We start from the raw sequence: 14,405 nt of genomic DNA on the forward strand, positions 1-14,405 counted from the left end.
GAAGCCCCTGACACCGACCGGTGTCAGGGGCTTCGTCGTGTGCGGGCGACTCAGTGGTCGTTGTACCCGGCGTCCGCCGCCCGCTGGATGGAGCGCTGGATCTCGGCCTCGGCCTCGGCCCGGCCGACCCAGTGCGCGCCCTCGACCGACTTGCCCGGCTCCAGGTCCTTGTAGACCTCGAAGAAGTGCTGGATCTCCAGCCGGTGGAAGTCGGAGACGTCGTCGATGTCCTGGCGCCAGGCGGCGCGCTGGTCACCGGTCGGCACGCACAGCACCTTGTCGTCGCCGCCGGCCTCGTCGCGCATCCGGAACATGCCCAGGGCGCGGCACCGGATCAGGCAGCCGGGGAACGTCGGCTCCTCGAGCAGCACCAGGGCGTCCAGCGGGTCGCCGTCCTCGCCGAGGGTGCCGTCGATGAACCCGTAGTCGTCCGGGTAGCGGGTCGAGGTGAACAGCATCCGGTCCAGCCGGATCCGCCCGGTGGCGTGGTCCACCTCGTACTTGTTCCGCTGACCCTTGGGGATCTCGATCGTGACGTCGAACTCCACACCCGCTCCTTCGTCTGGACATGGCTCCCTGCGGCGGGACCCTGCTGCCCACATCCTCACACGGCCGCAGGCGTGACGTTAGTGTGACGCACGCGGCCCGGCGGCGGGACGCTGGATCGAAGCGAGGAGACGGACGCGTGGCGCGTGCTGCCCGGACGGTGGGGGTCACGGCCCTGGTGCTGGTGCTGGCCGGTGGCGGGTACCTGACCGCCGATGCCTACGACGTGGCACCCGGATTCCTCACCCTCGCCCCCGAACCGGACCCGGCGGCACCCTTCCCGACCGCACCGGCCGCCACCGATCTGACCACCGACGCCACCGTGCTCACCGACCTGGACCCGGCCGCCCCGGTGCCCAGCGCCTCGGTGCTCGCCGGTCAGGTGGCCGGGCTGACCACCGATCCCCGCCTCGGCCCCACCGTCGGGGTGCTGGTCGCCGACGCGCTGACCGGGCAGGTGCTCGCCCAGAACAACCCGGACCAGGGCCGGACCCCCGCCTCCACCCAGAAGGTGGTCACCGCGGTCGCCGCGCTGTCCGAGCTGGATGCCGACACCACCTTCGACACCACGGTGGTGCAGGGCGGGGCCTCCGACCAGATCGTGCTGATCGGCGGCGGCGACATGATGCTGGCGGCCGGGGCGGGCGACCCGCAGGTGGTGAACGGTCGTGCCGGGCTGGCCGACCTGGCGACCGCCACCGCGCAGAAGCTGCAGCTGGCCGGGATCACCTCGGTCACCCTCGCCGTGGACGACACCCTGTTCACCGGCAGCCTGCTCGCCCCGGGCTGGGACCCGGCCGACGTGGGTGCCGGGTACGCCGCGCCGGTGGCCGCCCTCGGGGTGGACATCGCCAAGATGTCCGACGAGGAGTACGCCCCGCGCTACCCGGACCCGGCGATGAACGCCGCCGAGGTCTTCGTGCAGCGGCTCGCGGACCAAGGGATCAGCGTGCAGGGATCGCCCGCCCGGGTGTCCGGCGACTACACCCGGGGCGACACCCTCGCCACGGTGTCCTCCGCGCCGCTCCCCGATGTGGTGGCGTACTTCCTCGACCACTCGGACAACACCATCACCGAGGTCGTCTCCCGGATGGTCGCAGTGGAGCAGGGCTTCCCGGCCAGCTTCGAGGGCGCGACCCAGGCGGTGTTACAGACCGTGCGCGGCCTGGGGGTGGACATCACCGGGGCGGCGTTGGCCGACGCCAGCGGACTGGCCGAGGGATCGCGGCTCAGCCCGGCGATGCTGCTCAGCCTGCTGCAGCTGATCGTGGACCCCGCTCACCCCGAGCTGCGGGCGGTGGGCACCGGGATGCCGATCGGTGGCCTCACCGGCACGCTGTCGGACCGGTTCACCTCCGGTGCGGGCACCGGCGTGGTGCGGGCCAAGACCGGATCGCTCAAGGGTGTGACCTCCCTGGCCGGGTTGGTGGTCGACGCCGACGGTCGGATGCTGCTCTACGTCGTGATGGCCGACCAGACCGGTGAGGGCGGCCAGTGGGGCCCGCGCCAGGCGATCGATTCCTTCGTCACCGGGTTGGCCGGCTGCGGGTGCCAGGGCTGAGCCGTGGCTACCGTGGGCGGATGAGCGCACCCGCCGTCGACTGGGACCTGGCAGCCCGGCTCGCCCCGACGCTGGTCCGCCCCGGGCCGCCGTCGACCCTGGTCGAGCGGGCGCTCCTGGTGGAGTCGCTGCGCTCCGCCGCCGCGACCGCCCTGCCGCATGCCGCCCGGGTGACCGGGTTGGAGCCGCCCGAGGCCCCGCAGACCCTGGTGGTGGACCGGGGCACCTGGGCGCGGGCGAACGTCCGGGCGCTGCACCGGGTCACCCGCGCCGAGCGGAGTCGCCGGGGCGCGGGCACCGGGATCGAACTCGCCGGAGCGCTGGCCCTGTTGTCCGGGTCGGTGCTGGGCCAGGTCGAGCCGTGGGGCGCCGACCGGCCCCGGTTGCTGCTGGTCGCGCCGAACGTGCTGGCGACCGAACGCGGGCTGGACGTCCCCCCGGACGACTTCCGGCTCTGGGTGGCCCTGCACGAGCAGGCCCACGTGCTGCAGTTCGCCGCCGCCCCGTGGCTGGCCGGTCACCTGGCGGACCGGGTCGCGGCGCTGTGGGCGCAGCAGCCGCGGGTGAGTCCCGCCGCCCTGGCGCGCGCCGCCCGGGCCCGCAGCCTGTCGCCGCTGGATCTGCTGCACCCGGAGCAGCGCGCCGAGGTGGACCGGATCGGTGCGGTGATGTCCCTGCTGGAAGGGCATGCCGACGTGGCGATGGACGCGGTGGGCACCGCGGTGATCCCGAGTGTGCGGTTGTTGCGCCGCCGGTTCGGCCGCCGTCGTGCGGCCGGGGCCCGGGCGACCGGCCTGCGCCGGGTGGTCCGCACCGTCCTCGGGGTCGACGTGAAGATGGCCCAGTACGCGCAGGGCGCGGCCTTCGTGCGCACCGTGCGGCGCCGGGTCGGTCGGGACGGGCTGAACGCGATCTGGTCGGCACCCGACCAGCTGCCCAGCCCGGCGGAGATCGCCGACCCGGCGGCCTGGGTGCGACGGGTGCACGGCTGAGATGCCAGGTCCGCATCCGGCGGTGGCCCGTACCCGCAGAGCGGTGGCGGACGCCTGCGCCGATCTGCCGGACGGGGCGCTGGTGCTGGTCGCCTGCTCCGGGGGCACCGACTCCCTCGCGCTCGCGGCGGCCACCGCGTTCGCCGTTCGGGACCACGGACCGTCCACCCTGCGCGCCGGGGCGGTGGTGATCGACCACGGGATGCAGCCCGACAGCGCGGTGGTGGCCGAGCGGGCTGCGGAGCAGTGCCGGGCGCTCGGGCTGGACCCGGTGCGGGTGCGCCGGGTGCTGGTCGCGGGGGCCGGTGGGCCGGAGGCGGCTGCCCGGCAGGCCCGGTACGCGGCGCTCGCGGCGGCGGCGGAGGAACTCGGCGCGGCCACGGTGCTGCTGGGTCACACCCGGGACGACCAGGCGGAGGGGGTGCTGCTCGGCCTGGCCCGTGGATCGGGCGCGCGGTCACTGTCCGGCATGGCGGTGATCCGGGACCGGTGGCGACGGCCGCTGCTCGACCTGCCGCGCACCGACACCGCCGCTGCCTGCGACGCCCAGGGCCTCGACCCCTGGCACGACCCGACGAACACCCCGGCCGTCGACGACCACGACGCCCCGCTGCGCTCGCGGGTGCGGCACCGGGTGCTGCCGGTGCTCGAGGCAGAACTCGGACCGGGGGTGTCGGCCGCACTCGCCAGGACGGCGGCCTCGCTGCGCGAGGACGCCGACGCGCTGGACGCCTGGGCGGAGTCGGTGGCCGGAGCGGCGGTGTCCGCGGGCGCGCGCCCGGTGACGGCACCGGCTGACCAGGGACCGGGGACGAACCCCACCAGCCCCGCCGAGGTGCCCCGCGTCCCGACCGAGCTGCTGGTCGAGATCGCCCCTCTGCTCCCGGTGCCCCCCGCCGTCCGCCGCCGGGTGCTACGCCTGGCGGCACTGCGCGCCGGGGTCCCCGCCGCGGCGCTCACCCGCACCCACCTGCTCGCGGTGGAGGCGTTGCTCACCGACTGGCACGGGCAGGGGCCGATCCCGTTGCCCGGGCGTGTGGTCGTCTCCCGCGGGTGTGGCAGGCTTGCTCTGCGCGCGGGTGCGACCCACACCGCCGCCGAACACGACGTCCAGCACCAGCAAGGAGAGCCGCAGCGGTGAACGTGGAGGACATGGGCGAGGACCTGGAGCGCGTGCTCCTGACCGAGGAGCAGCTCGGCACCCGCCTGGACGAGATCGCCGCCGAGATCGACGCGGACTACGCCGGGCAGGACGTGCTCCTGGTGGGCGTGCTCAAGGGCGCCGTGATGGTGATGGCCGACCTGGCCCGCCGGATCAGCACCCCGGTGTCGATGGACTGGATGGCGGTGTCCTCCTACGGCTCCGGCACCAAGTCATCCGGTGTGGTGCGGATCCTCAAGGACCTGGACGCCGACCTCACCGGCCGGCACGTGCTGATCGTCGAGGACATCATCGACTCCGGGCTCACCCTGTCCTGGCTGCTGGCGAACCTGCGCAGCCGCGGCCCGGCGAGCGTCGAGATCGCGACCATGCTCCGCAAGCCGGACGCCGCGAAGGTCGAGGTCGACGTGCGCTACGTGGGCTTCGACATCCCGAACGAGTTCGTGGTCGGCTACGGACTCGACTACGCGGAGAAGTACCGGAACCTGCCGTTCGTCGGCACGCTGGCACCGCACGTCTACTCGCACTGAGCGCCACCGCTCAACTGGGCACGATTCCCACCCGCCCGCGCGGGTGTGGCCACTCAATCGCGGCCCGATCACCACTCAATCCCTGCTGAAGTCGTTGCGCCCCTGACTCGGCGCTGCGAGCTTCGTGCTGTCCCGGCCTGACCGGGGGCGAGCAGGGGAGCAGGGCGTGACTGAGCTGGCCATCAGCGCGGACGATGCCGAGGATGCGTGCGCGCAGCTGACGCGCATCGGGGATGCGGTGGGTCTGGACCTGCGGGCGTTCAGTCCCGATCCGGGGGCACCTGGTCCGCGGGATGCGGTCGAACAGTGGCTGGGCTGGGTCGCGATGCGTGCGGGCATGCTGGCGGGTCGGGTGCAGGGTTCGGGGCGCGCGGCCGCGGATGCTGCCGGTCTGCTGACGGACACCGACCAGCATCTCGGGCGTGCCACGGCCGGGATGCAGGTGGCGGTGTGACGGACTGGGACGAGCAGCACCCGGGCCGGGGCGACACCGCCGGGATGGACGCGTTGATCGCGCGGGTGCTGGAGCACGTGCACACCCTGGATCAGAGTGCCGACGAGCTGCGTGCTGTCACCGAACGGCTGACATCGACCTGGCGCGGTGCCGGTGCGGACGCGTGGGCGGTGGAGAACACCGGCGCGGAGGGTGAGCTGCGTGCGTTCCGTCAGCAGCTGTACGACGGGTTGGACGTGGCCAACCAGTACAACGAGGCAGTGCGCCTGATCGCCGCCCGGACGGTCACCATCGAGGGTGATCTGGACCAGGCGCGGTACGCCGAGTCGGTAGCGCAGGCGGCGTTGGACGAGCTGCGGTCGCTGGACGACCCGGACTCGTGGGAGGTGTCGCGGGCGCGCTCGCGGGTGGACCTGGCGCAGGAAGATGCCCTGTACGCCACTCGCCAGCTGGCGCAGTTGGTCTTCGAACGTCAGCAGGCGGATACCTACCTGACCTCGTCGTTGGGAGCGGGGCTGCCCACCGGGTGGGGTGGTGGCGGCGGATTCGGTGCGCTGACCGCGGCCCTTCCGGCCGTGGCTTTCAGTCGTGGTCCGGAGGGACTGGCGGTCTGGATCGCCGGGCTGCCGGACGGGGCTGAGGGTGATGCCGCGCTGCGGTGGTTGGTCGAGAACCTCTCGGATGCGCAGTTCGAGGCGTTGCTGGCTGCGCGCCCGGAGGTCGCGAGCCGGTTGATGGGCGGCCCGGATGGGGCTTTCGCCGAGCGGTTCCCTGCTCTGGCGACCGCGTTGGACGTCGAAGGCCCGGATGCCAGGATCGCGGCGGTGATCGACGCGTGCGCGGGGTTGAGCGCGCACGATCTGGTGGTCATCGCCCGGTGTTACCCCGGGGTGGTCGGGAACCTCGACGGGGTGCCGCTGACCACGCGGATCGCTGCCAACCGGGTCGCGATCAGCGCGGACCTCGCCGCATCCCGGGCGGGGCTGGCGGCGATGGAGGACCTGCTCGCCGAGGAGCCGGGTGAACCGGCACCCATGCAGCTCACCCTGCTGGCCGGCTTCCGCACCTCGGTCGCCCGCTGCGAGGACCTGCTGTACGGCGAGGTGGCTGTGGTCGGGGACGGCGGTGGGTTCACCACCGGTCGTCATCAGGTGGTGGTCTTCGACGCCGCTGCGGGCAGGTTCGGTGAGCTGGTCGGCGACCCCACCGCCCCGAACATCGCGGTCCTGCTCGGGGGAACCGGGACGGGAGTGTCGAACATGAGTGGGCAGTACGACCGGGCGCTGGACCTGGTGGCGGGCGTCCCGGAACACAGCCTGGCGATCATCACCTACCTGGGCGGGTCCATGCCGCCGACCCTGGATATGGCGACCCGGTCGCGATACGCGATGGACATCGCCCCGCACCTGGCGTCCTTCGCCAACGGGGTCAAGGCGGTCACCGGGGCCACGATCACCGTGGCCGGGCACTCCTACGGCGGATCGGTGGTCGGCCGCGCCGAGGTCGAGGGCATGGTCGTCGACCGCATCCTGCACATCGAGTCCGCGGGTTCCGGCCCAGGTGTGGACAGCGTGCAGGACTATGCGGCACCCGAGACTCCACGGTATTCGATGACCGCTCCGGGCGACCCGATCGGGATGATCCAAGGGCTGTCGGCGGGCGGCACCGACATCGGACACGGCATGGACCCGGACATCCTCGACGGCGTGGTGCGGTTGGAGACCGGGCGCGTGAACGCGCGTGATCCGCACAGTCCAGTGCTGTCGGGGAGTGACGCCCACAGCGGGGTATTCGGCGATGACACCAAGCGGAACGTCAAGCCGGACGCGTGGGACAACATCTTGGCAGTCATGACCGGGGGAGAGGTGACGGTATGGACGGCACCGACGGTCGAGTCGACCGTGCCATGGGATGTCGAGGTCACGTATCCGATGTCCGATCCCACCTTTGTGCCACCGACGCAGGTAGTGCGGTGAGGCGGGGAGCGGCCGTCGCCGCAGTGCTGCTGGTGCTGTCGTTGGTGTCGGGGTGCGGTGCGGGGTATCCGACCGAGACCCAGGAGGTGCGGTACAGCGACGCGCAGATTTCCTACCGGCTGACGACCGAGATGTCGGACGCGATCTTGTCCCACGCGCGGGAGGTGTTCCCGGAGCTGACGTTCGACCTCAATTACGACGCCAGTAGGGACGACACCTGGCGAGATTGCAGCGAGGTCCCAGGCAACGCGCACCCGACGCATGTGGCGTGGAACTCCGATCGCAACGTCACTATAGAGCCGCGCCAGACGACGGGTGAACTAGTGATGCCCATCATGCAGATCTTCATCGAAGACGGGTGGGAGGTGAATGAGACAGAATTGGGTCGCAGTATGGGATTCTACGGTTTCAGCAAAGACGGCTTCGATGTCGGGTTCCAGACCGCAACCGAGGGGTCGATCGAGGCGGGAATGGTCGCTCGCCTGTACTTCGGTACCGGGTCGCCGTGTCTGGAAGCCCCCGACGACCTCGCGGACTTCGACCCTGACAACCCGGACGCGTACTTCGGCCCGGGCTCGGCACCCACAGTCGGCCCGTTCACCCCGCCGCCGACACTGCCTCCGGTGTGGCAGCGGTCGCCGTGAGGCCGGGCCGTGGGGCGCAGCCTGCTGGTCCGGGTGTCCGTCGTGGCCTGTCCGGGACGAGGAAGCGATCCGTTGCGGGTGCTGCGTGCGGTACCACCGGCATGATGCGGGCGGTGCCGGTGGCGGCGATGCTGCTGGTGGCCTGGCTGGTGTCGGGATGTGGCACCGGGTATCCCACCGAGACCCAGGAGGTGCGGTACAGCGACGCGCAGATCTCCTACCAGCTGACCACCGAGATGTCGGACGCGATTTTGTCCCACGCGCGCGAGGTGTTCCCGGAGCTGACGTTCGACTTGAACTATGACGCCAGCAGGGATGACGCCTGGGGTGATTGCAGCGAGGTCCCGGGTAACGCGAATCCGACGCATGTGGTGTGGAACTCCAATCGCAATGTCACGATCGAGCCGCGTCAGCCAACGGTCGAGTTGGTGACGCCGATTATGCAGGCGTTCATCGATGATGGCTGGGAGGTCAGCGGAGGCGATCTGGGTCGCGGCATGGGTTTCTATAGATTTAGCAAGGATGGTTTCGGTATTGGGTTCTGGACGGCGGACGAGGGGTGGATCGAAGAGGGCTACGTCGCCCGCCTATACTTCGGCACCGGGTCGCCGTGTCTGGAAGCCCCCGACGACCTCGCGGACTTCGACCCTGACAACCCGGACGCGTACTTCGGCCCGGGCTCGGCACCCACAGTCGGCCCGTTCACCCCGCCGCCGACACTGCCTCCGGTGTGGCAGCAGTCGCCGTGAGGGCCGGGCGTGACGCACAGCCCGGTCGGGTCATTGTCGCGGCGGGTGCCAGGTCCGCAGTGGGTACCGCGGGTGCGAGCGCACGGCGGTGCCCACCCGAGGAGCCGCACCCCTCCGGTGCGGTGGCCGCGCACCCGCTGTGGCAGCGGTGCTCCTGACCAGCAAGCCCTGGGCGAACATCGGGTGATCGGACTCCTGCTGTCCAGATCCACCGTGTAGCTTCAAGGCCTCCACCCCTGCAACCGGAGGGACGAGGGGGCGCACGCCCTCGCTGACCACATGACTCTCAAGCGACTCACCCGCGGCCCCATCCCGTGGATCCTGCTCGGCGTCCTGGTGCTGTGGATCGGGGCGAGCTTCTTCACCTCCTCCGGGGTGCAGCGCATCGACACCTCCGACGGGCTTGCCCTGATCGAGGACGGCAAGGTCGAGCAGGCGAAGATCACCGAGGGCGTCCAGCGCGTCGACCTGGTGCTCGCCGACGACTTCGTCAAGGACGACAAGAACTACGGCAAGGACGTCCAGTTCAACTACGTCCTGCCCCAGGGGCCGACCGTGGTGGACGCGATCGCCAAGGCGGACCCGGACAAGGGCTACACCTCCGAGGTGCCCACCACCCCGTGGTGGAGCAGCCTGCTGACCCTGGTCCTGCCGTTCGTGATCATCGTCGGCCTGTTCTGGTTCCTGATGAGCTCGATGCAGGGCGGCGGCCGGGGTGCGATGGCCTTCGGCAAGTCCAAGGCGAAGCTGGTGTCCAAGGAGTCGCCGCAGGTCACGTTCGCCGACGTCGCCGGGGTGGACGAGGCGGTCGAGGAGCTGCAGGAGATCAAGGAGTTCCTCTCCGAGCCGGACAAGTTCCAGGCGGTCGGCGCCAAGATCCCGAAGGGCGTGCTGCTCTACGGCCCGCCCGGAACCGGCAAGACCCTGCTGGCCCGCGCGGTCGCCGGTGAGGCCGGGGTGCCGTTCTATTCGATCTCCGGGTCGGACTTCGTCGAGATGTTCGTCGGTGTCGGCGCCTCCCGGGTGCGTGACCTCTTCGACCAGGCGAAGCAGAACGCCCCGGCGATCATCTTCATCGACGAGATCGACGCGGTGGGTCGCCACCGTGGCGCCGGGATGGGCGGCGGCCACGACGAGCGCGAGCAGACGCTGAACCAGATGCTGGTCGAGATGGACGGCTTCGACGTCAAGACCAACGTGATCCTGATCGCCGCCACCAACCGGCCGGACATCCTGGACCCGGCGCTGCTGCGCCCGGGCCGCTTCGACCGCCAGGTCGCCGTGGAGCCGCCGGACCTCAAGGGCCGGGAGCGGATCCTGCAGGTGCACGCCGCCGGGAAGCCGATGGCCACCGACGTGGACCTCAACGGCGTCGCGCGTCGCACCCCGGGCTTCACCGGTGCCGACCTGGCCAACGTGCTGAACGAGGCGGCGCTGCTGACCGCGCGGTCGAACGCGCAGATCATCGACAACCGGGCGCTGGACGAGGCGATCGACCGGGTCATCGCCGGACCGCAGAAGCGCACCCGCGTGATGAACATCAAGGAACTCAAGATCACCGCGTACCACGAGGGCGGTCACGCCCTGGTGGCGGCGGCGCTGCGATACACCGACCCGGTGACCAAGGTGACGATCCTGCCCCGTGGCCGTGCCCTGGGCTACACGATGGTCATGCCCACCGAGGACAAGTACTCCACCACCCGCAACGAGCTGCTGGACCAGCTGGCCTATGCGATGGGTGGCCGGGTGGCCGAGGAGCTGGTGTTCCACGACCCGACCACCGGCGCCTCGAACGACATCGAGAAGGCATCCGGCACCGCCCGCAAGATGGTCACCCAGTTCGGGATGAGCACCAAGGTCGGCGCGGTCAAGCTCGGCCAGGACTCCGGCGAGGTGTTCATGGGCCGGGACATGGGCCACGGCCGGGAGTACTCCGAGTCGGTCGCCAGCACCGTGGACATGGAGGTGCGCGGTCTGATGGACCACGCCCACCACGAGGCGTGGGAGATCCTCAACGAGTACCGCGACGTCCTGGACGCCCTGGTGCTGGAGCTGCTGGAGAAGGAGACCCTGAACCAGCAGGAGCTGGCCCGGATCTTCGAGCCGGTGACCAAGCGCCCGCCGCGCACCGTGTGGCTGACCAACGACGAGCGCGGTGTCTCCGACCGCCCGCCGGTGATGACCCCCGCCGAGCTCGCCGAGCAGACCGGTCCGGTCATCCCGCAGGACGAGGCGGCCGCCGCGAACGACGAGCACCCGGCGGTGGGCGCCGTCGAGGTCCCGCCGAACCAGGCCCCGGACGCCAGCGGTCCGGCCGACACCCAGCAGGACTGACACCGTGGGCGAGACCATCCCGCCGTACGACGCGGCGCGGGCCGAGGCGGCAGTGCGTGAGCTCCTGCTCGCGGTCGGGGAGGACCCGGACCGCGAGGGGCTGCGGGACACCCCGGCCCGGGTCGCCCGCGCCTACCAGGAGATCTTCGCCGGGCTGCGGCAGGACGCCGGGGAGGTGCTCAGCGCGACCTTCGACATCGGCCACGAGGAAATGGTCCTGGTCAAGGACATCGAGGTGTACTCCACCTGCGAGCACCACCTGGTGCCCTTCCATGGGGTCGCCCACGTCGGGTACATCCCGGGGGAGAACGGCAAGGTGACCGGGCTGAGCAAGCTGGCCCGCCTGGTGGAGGTGTACGCCCGCCGTCCGCAGGTCCAGGAGCGGATGACCGGGCAGATCGCTGACGCCCTGGTCGAGCACCTGCAGCCGCGCGGCGTGCTGGTCGTGGTCGAGTGCGAGCACCTGTGCATGTCCATGCGCGGGGTGCGCAAGCCCGGCAGCCGGACCATCACCTCCGCGGTGCGGGGCCAGATGCGCGACCCGGCCACCCGTGCCGAGGCGATGAGCCTGATCCGCTGACCGGCCCTGCGACCGCCTAGGCTGATCCACGTGCATCACCCCCTCCCGCTGCCCGATGCCATGACCTCCCTCGACCGCACCCTGGTGATGGGAGTGGTCAACGTGACCCCGGACTCGTTCTCGGACGGCGGGGAGTGGTTCAGCGCCGATGCCGCGGTGGCGCACGCGCGGGAGCTGATGGCGGACGGCGCCGACCTGGTCGACGTCGGCGGCGAGTCCACCCGGCCCGGTGCCGAGCGGGTGCCGGTCGAGGAGGAACTGCGCCGCGTGGTGCCGGTGATCCGCGAGCTGGTCGCCCAGCAGATCCCGGTCAGCGTGGACACCACCCGGGCGGCGGTGGCCGCGGCCGCCGTCGAGTCCGGCGCGGTGATCGTCAACGACGTCTCGGGTGGGTTGGCCGACCCGGAGATGTACCCGGTCGTCGCCGGGACCGGAGTGGTCTACGTGGCGATGCACTGGCGCGGGCACGCGGATGTGATGGACCAGCTCGCCGACTACGACGACGTGGTGACCGACGTGGGCGCCGAACTGCGGCAGCGGGTCGCCGGGCTGCGCTCCGCCGGGGTCGCCGACCACCAGATCGTGCTCGACCCCGGACTGGGCTTCGCCAAGCCCGGATCGGCGAACTGGCCGCTGCTCGCCCGCCTGGACGAGCTGCTGGCCGAGGGCTTCCCGGTGCTGGTCGGGGCGTCCCGCAAACGCTTCCTGGGCCACCTGCTGGCGGGCGCCGACCACGTGCCGGTGCCGCCACGGCAGCGGGATGCCGCCACGGCGGCGATCTCGGCACTCGCGGCGGCGGCCGGGGCCTGGTGCGTCCGGGTGCACGACGCGCGGGGGACGGCGGACGCGGTGCGGGTCGCGTCGGCATGGCAGGGCGGACGGACCGTAGGAGAGGACGCACGATGACCGAGCAGCCGACCACCCCGGACACGATCCGCCTGACCGGCGTCAGCGCCACCGGGTACCACGGGGTCTTCGACCACGAGCGCCGCGAGGGCCAGACCTTCGTGGTGGACCTGGTGATCGAGCTCGACACCCGACGGGCCGCCGCCACGGACGACCTGGACCACACCCTGAACTACGGCACCCTGGCCGAGCAGGTGGTCGCGGTGCTGCGCGGCGAGCCTGCGAACCTGATCGAGACCGTGGCCGAGCGGATCGCCGCCACCGTGCTCGCCCATCCGCAGGCGTACGGCGTCGAGGTCACCGTGCACAAGCCGCAGGCCCCGATCACCGTCCCGTTCGGCGATGTCGAGGTGCGGGTGCGTCGGGACCGGAACCGGCTGCCCGCCGCCGAACCGTTGGCCGCGGACGCCCGCCCGTGGCAGCCGGAACCGGCCCAGCCCGAGTCGACCCAGCCCGAGTCGGCCCCGGTCCCGGCGACGCACGCCGCGCCCGCGCTGTCCGAGTCGGCGCCGGAACCGCCCGAGGTCGAGCCGCTGCTGTCATCCGGCGAGCACCCCACCACCGACGGTCGTCCGACCACCGGCCCGATCCGGGTCTCCGGCACCGGTGCTCCGGCCACCGCCGTCCTGCCCGCCATCGCCGCCGAGGACGCCGGTGCCGCCAGCGCCGGAGCCGCGCTGGCCGGTGCCGCCCTGGCCGGGATGCTGGACCTCGGCGACGCGGGTCGCCCGACGGCGGAGGTCGATGCCGACACCGCGGCCGCGGCGGCCGCCGTCGCCGGTCTGAGCGGCTCCGCCCCGGTGCCGGTGGTGGACGCCCGTGACCCCTTCGATCTGCCGCCCACCGAGCCGACCGAGGTGGTGCTGGCCCTGGGGTCGAACCTCGGCAACGCGCAGGACACCCTGCGCTCGGCGGTGGCCGCCATCGCCGCCATCCCGGGACTCGAGCTGCTGGACGTCTCCGCGCTGGCCCGGACCGCGCCGGTCGGTGGCCCCGAGCAGCCCGACTACCTGAACGCGGTGCTGATCGCCCGCACCACCCTCGCCCCCCGCGAGCTGCTGCACGCCACCGCGGCGATCGAGCAGGAGCACGGCCGGGAACGGCTGGAGCACTGGGGCCCGCGCACCCTGGACATCGACATCATCGCCTTCGGCGGCCTGAGCCTGGTCACGGACGACCTGGAGCTGCCGCACCCCCGGGCGCACGAGCGAGCATTCGTGTTGCAGCCCTGGGCGCAGATCCGACCCGACGCGGTGCTGCACGGTCTGGGTGGCGGCCCGGTGGCTCAGCTCGCCGCGACCGCCCCCGACCGCGAAGGGGTGCGGTGGCTGGCCCTGGACTGGCTGACCCAGCCGGTGCCCGCGGCGCCCGAGTCCGCGACCGCCGCACCCGAGCACGACCCGCTGCGTGACCACCCGGCCCTGTTCGACATCCCGCCGATCACCCCGGATCTCGACCCCGAGCGCCCGGCGCCGTGATGCACCGCACCCGGGTCGGTTCGCTGCTGCTGGTCGTCGCGCTCACCACCGCCGCCGCCTGGGCGGTGCTGCGCGTGCTGGCGAGCCGGGGCGTGCTGCCGCCCGAGGTGCCGTGGCCGACCGGCGGGGTGCTGGTGTTCATCGCCGCGGTCGTGTTCTGGCTCGGTTGGACGGTCCGGCAGTACCTGCACGGCAAGCGGCCGAGCCTGGACCCGATCCGCGCCGCCCGGACCGCCGTGCTGGCCAAGGCGTGCTGCTATGCCGGGTCGCTGCTCGCCGGCTGGTACCTGGCCCAGGTGCTGCACACCGTGACCGAGCTGAGCGGTCCCGCGCTGGTGGACCGTGCCTGGTCGGCGGGTCTGGCGGTGGCGGGCGCCGTCGTCCTGGTGGTGGTCGGACTGGTCGTGGAGTGGTTCTGCCGGATCCCGCCACCGGAGGACCCGGAAGAGCACGAGCACGCGCTGGACCCCGCCGCGGGCTGATCGCCCCCCGG

Annotated in this window: 14 protein-coding genes; 13 read left to right on the forward strand and 1 reads right to left on the reverse strand. The window is 72.0% G+C overall.

Going from position 1 to position 14,405, the window contains the following annotated elements:
- Positions 1 to 50: 50 nt before the first annotated feature.
- Positions 51 to 548, reverse strand: coding sequence for an inorganic diphosphatase (locus HGK68_RS01960; RefSeq protein ID WP_169164447.1), 498 nt, complete (start codon positions 546 to 548; stop codon positions 51 to 53).
- 137 nt (positions 549 to 685) lie between these two features.
- Between HGK68_RS01960 and dacB the strand changes: the two genes are divergently transcribed.
- The 13 genes from dacB to HGK68_RS02025 all read left to right on the forward strand — a co-directional run bounded on the left by dacB (position 686) and on the right by HGK68_RS02025 (position 14,394).
- Positions 686 to 2,107: a D-alanyl-D-alanine carboxypeptidase/D-alanyl-D-alanine endopeptidase gene (gene dacB, locus HGK68_RS01965; protein WP_169164448.1), complete on the forward strand. Its 1,422-nt coding sequence runs from the start codon at positions 686 to 688 to the stop codon at positions 2,105 to 2,107.
- 20 nt (positions 2,108 to 2,127) lie between these two features.
- On the forward strand, positions 2,128 to 3,099 hold the full coding sequence (locus HGK68_RS01970; protein ID WP_169164449.1) for a zinc-dependent metalloprotease: 972 nt from the start codon (positions 2,128 to 2,130) through the stop codon (positions 3,097 to 3,099).
- Between the two features lies 1 nt (position 3,100).
- On the forward strand, positions 3,101 to 4,240 hold the full coding sequence (gene tilS / locus HGK68_RS01975) for a tRNA lysidine(34) synthetase TilS (protein WP_169164450.1): 1,140 nt from the start codon (positions 3,101 to 3,103) through the stop codon (positions 4,238 to 4,240).
- Between the two features lie 11 nt (positions 4,241 to 4,251).
- Positions 4,252 to 4,791 carry a hypoxanthine phosphoribosyltransferase gene (gene hpt, locus HGK68_RS01980; RefSeq protein WP_425483672.1) on the forward strand — a complete coding sequence of 180 codons (540 nt, stop codon included), beginning with the start codon at positions 4,252 to 4,254 and terminating at the stop codon, positions 4,789 to 4,791.
- Between the two features lie 166 nt (positions 4,792 to 4,957).
- Positions 4,958 to 5,245, forward strand: a complete 288-nt coding sequence (locus HGK68_RS01985) for a hypothetical protein (protein ID WP_169164452.1) — start codon at positions 4,958 to 4,960, stop codon at positions 5,243 to 5,245.
- On the forward strand, positions 5,242 to 7,221 hold the full coding sequence (locus HGK68_RS01990; RefSeq protein ID WP_169164453.1) for an alpha/beta hydrolase: 1,980 nt from the start codon (positions 5,242 to 5,244) through the stop codon (positions 7,219 to 7,221). The genes HGK68_RS01985 and HGK68_RS01990 overlap by 4 nt, the downstream gene beginning before the upstream one ends.
- A gap of 23 nt (positions 7,222 to 7,244) precedes the next feature.
- On the forward strand, positions 7,245 to 7,865 hold the full coding sequence (locus tag HGK68_RS01995; protein WP_169164454.1) for a hypothetical protein: 621 nt from the start codon (positions 7,245 to 7,247) through the stop codon (positions 7,863 to 7,865).
- A 119-nt stretch (positions 7,866 to 7,984) separates the two neighbouring features.
- Positions 7,985 to 8,614 carry a hypothetical protein gene (locus HGK68_RS02000; protein ID WP_169164455.1) on the forward strand — a complete coding sequence of 210 codons (630 nt, stop codon included), beginning with the start codon at positions 7,985 to 7,987 and terminating at the stop codon, positions 8,612 to 8,614.
- A gap of 279 nt (positions 8,615 to 8,893) precedes the next feature.
- Positions 8,894 to 10,948 (forward strand): ATP-dependent zinc metalloprotease FtsH, encoded by a 2,055-nt coding sequence (gene ftsH / locus HGK68_RS02005; protein ID WP_169164456.1) that lies wholly within the window; start codon positions 8,894 to 8,896, stop codon positions 10,946 to 10,948.
- A gap of 4 nt (positions 10,949 to 10,952) precedes the next feature.
- Positions 10,953 to 11,528, forward strand: a complete 576-nt coding sequence (gene folE, locus HGK68_RS02010) for a GTP cyclohydrolase I FolE (protein ID WP_169164457.1) — start codon at positions 10,953 to 10,955, stop codon at positions 11,526 to 11,528.
- 60 nt (positions 11,529 to 11,588) lie between these two features.
- Positions 11,589 to 12,434: a dihydropteroate synthase gene (gene folP / locus HGK68_RS02015; RefSeq protein WP_169166886.1), complete on the forward strand. Its 846-nt coding sequence runs from the start codon at positions 11,589 to 11,591 to the stop codon at positions 12,432 to 12,434.
- Positions 12,431 to 13,912: a 2-amino-4-hydroxy-6-hydroxymethyldihydropteridine diphosphokinase gene (gene folK / locus HGK68_RS02020; protein ID WP_169164458.1), complete on the forward strand. Its 1,482-nt coding sequence runs from the start codon at positions 12,431 to 12,433 to the stop codon at positions 13,910 to 13,912. Before folP ends, folK begins: the two co-directional genes overlap by 4 nt.
- Entirely contained in the window at positions 13,912 to 14,394 is a 483-nt protein-coding gene (locus HGK68_RS02025) for a DUF3180 domain-containing protein (RefSeq protein WP_169164459.1), read from the forward strand. Before folK ends, HGK68_RS02025 begins: the two co-directional genes overlap by 1 nt.
- Positions 14,395 to 14,405: the final 11 nt, after the last annotated feature.

The organism is Cellulomonas taurus (genome assembly GCF_012931845.1).
GTDB classification, from domain to species: Bacteria; Actinomycetota; Actinomycetes; order Actinomycetales; family Cellulomonadaceae; genus Cellulomonas; species Cellulomonas taurus.

Excerpts from the sequence above, each read along its gene's own strand:
- HGK68_RS01970 (WP_169164449.1), top strand. The coding sequence starts at position 2,128 with ATGAGCGCACCCGCCGTCGACTGGGACCTGGCAGCCCGGCTCGCCCCG.
- tilS (WP_169164450.1), top strand. The coding sequence starts at position 3,101 with ATGCCAGGTCCGCATCCGGCGGTGGCCCGTACCCGCAGAGCGGTGGCG.
- hpt (WP_425483672.1), top strand. The coding sequence starts at position 4,252 with ATGGGCGAGGACCTGGAGCGCGTGCTCCTGACCGAGGAGCAGCTCGGC.
- ftsH (WP_169164456.1), top strand. The coding sequence starts at position 8,894 with ATGACTCTCAAGCGACTCACCCGCGGCCCCATCCCGTGGATCCTGCTC.
- folP (WP_169166886.1), top strand. The coding sequence starts at position 11,589 with ATGACCTCCCTCGACCGCACCCTGGTGATGGGAGTGGTCAACGTGACC.
- folK (WP_169164458.1), top strand. The coding sequence starts at position 12,431 with ATGACCGAGCAGCCGACCACCCCGGACACGATCCGCCTGACCGGCGTC.
- HGK68_RS02025 (WP_169164459.1), top strand. The coding sequence starts at position 13,912 with ATGCACCGCACCCGGGTCGGTTCGCTGCTGCTGGTCGTCGCGCTCACC.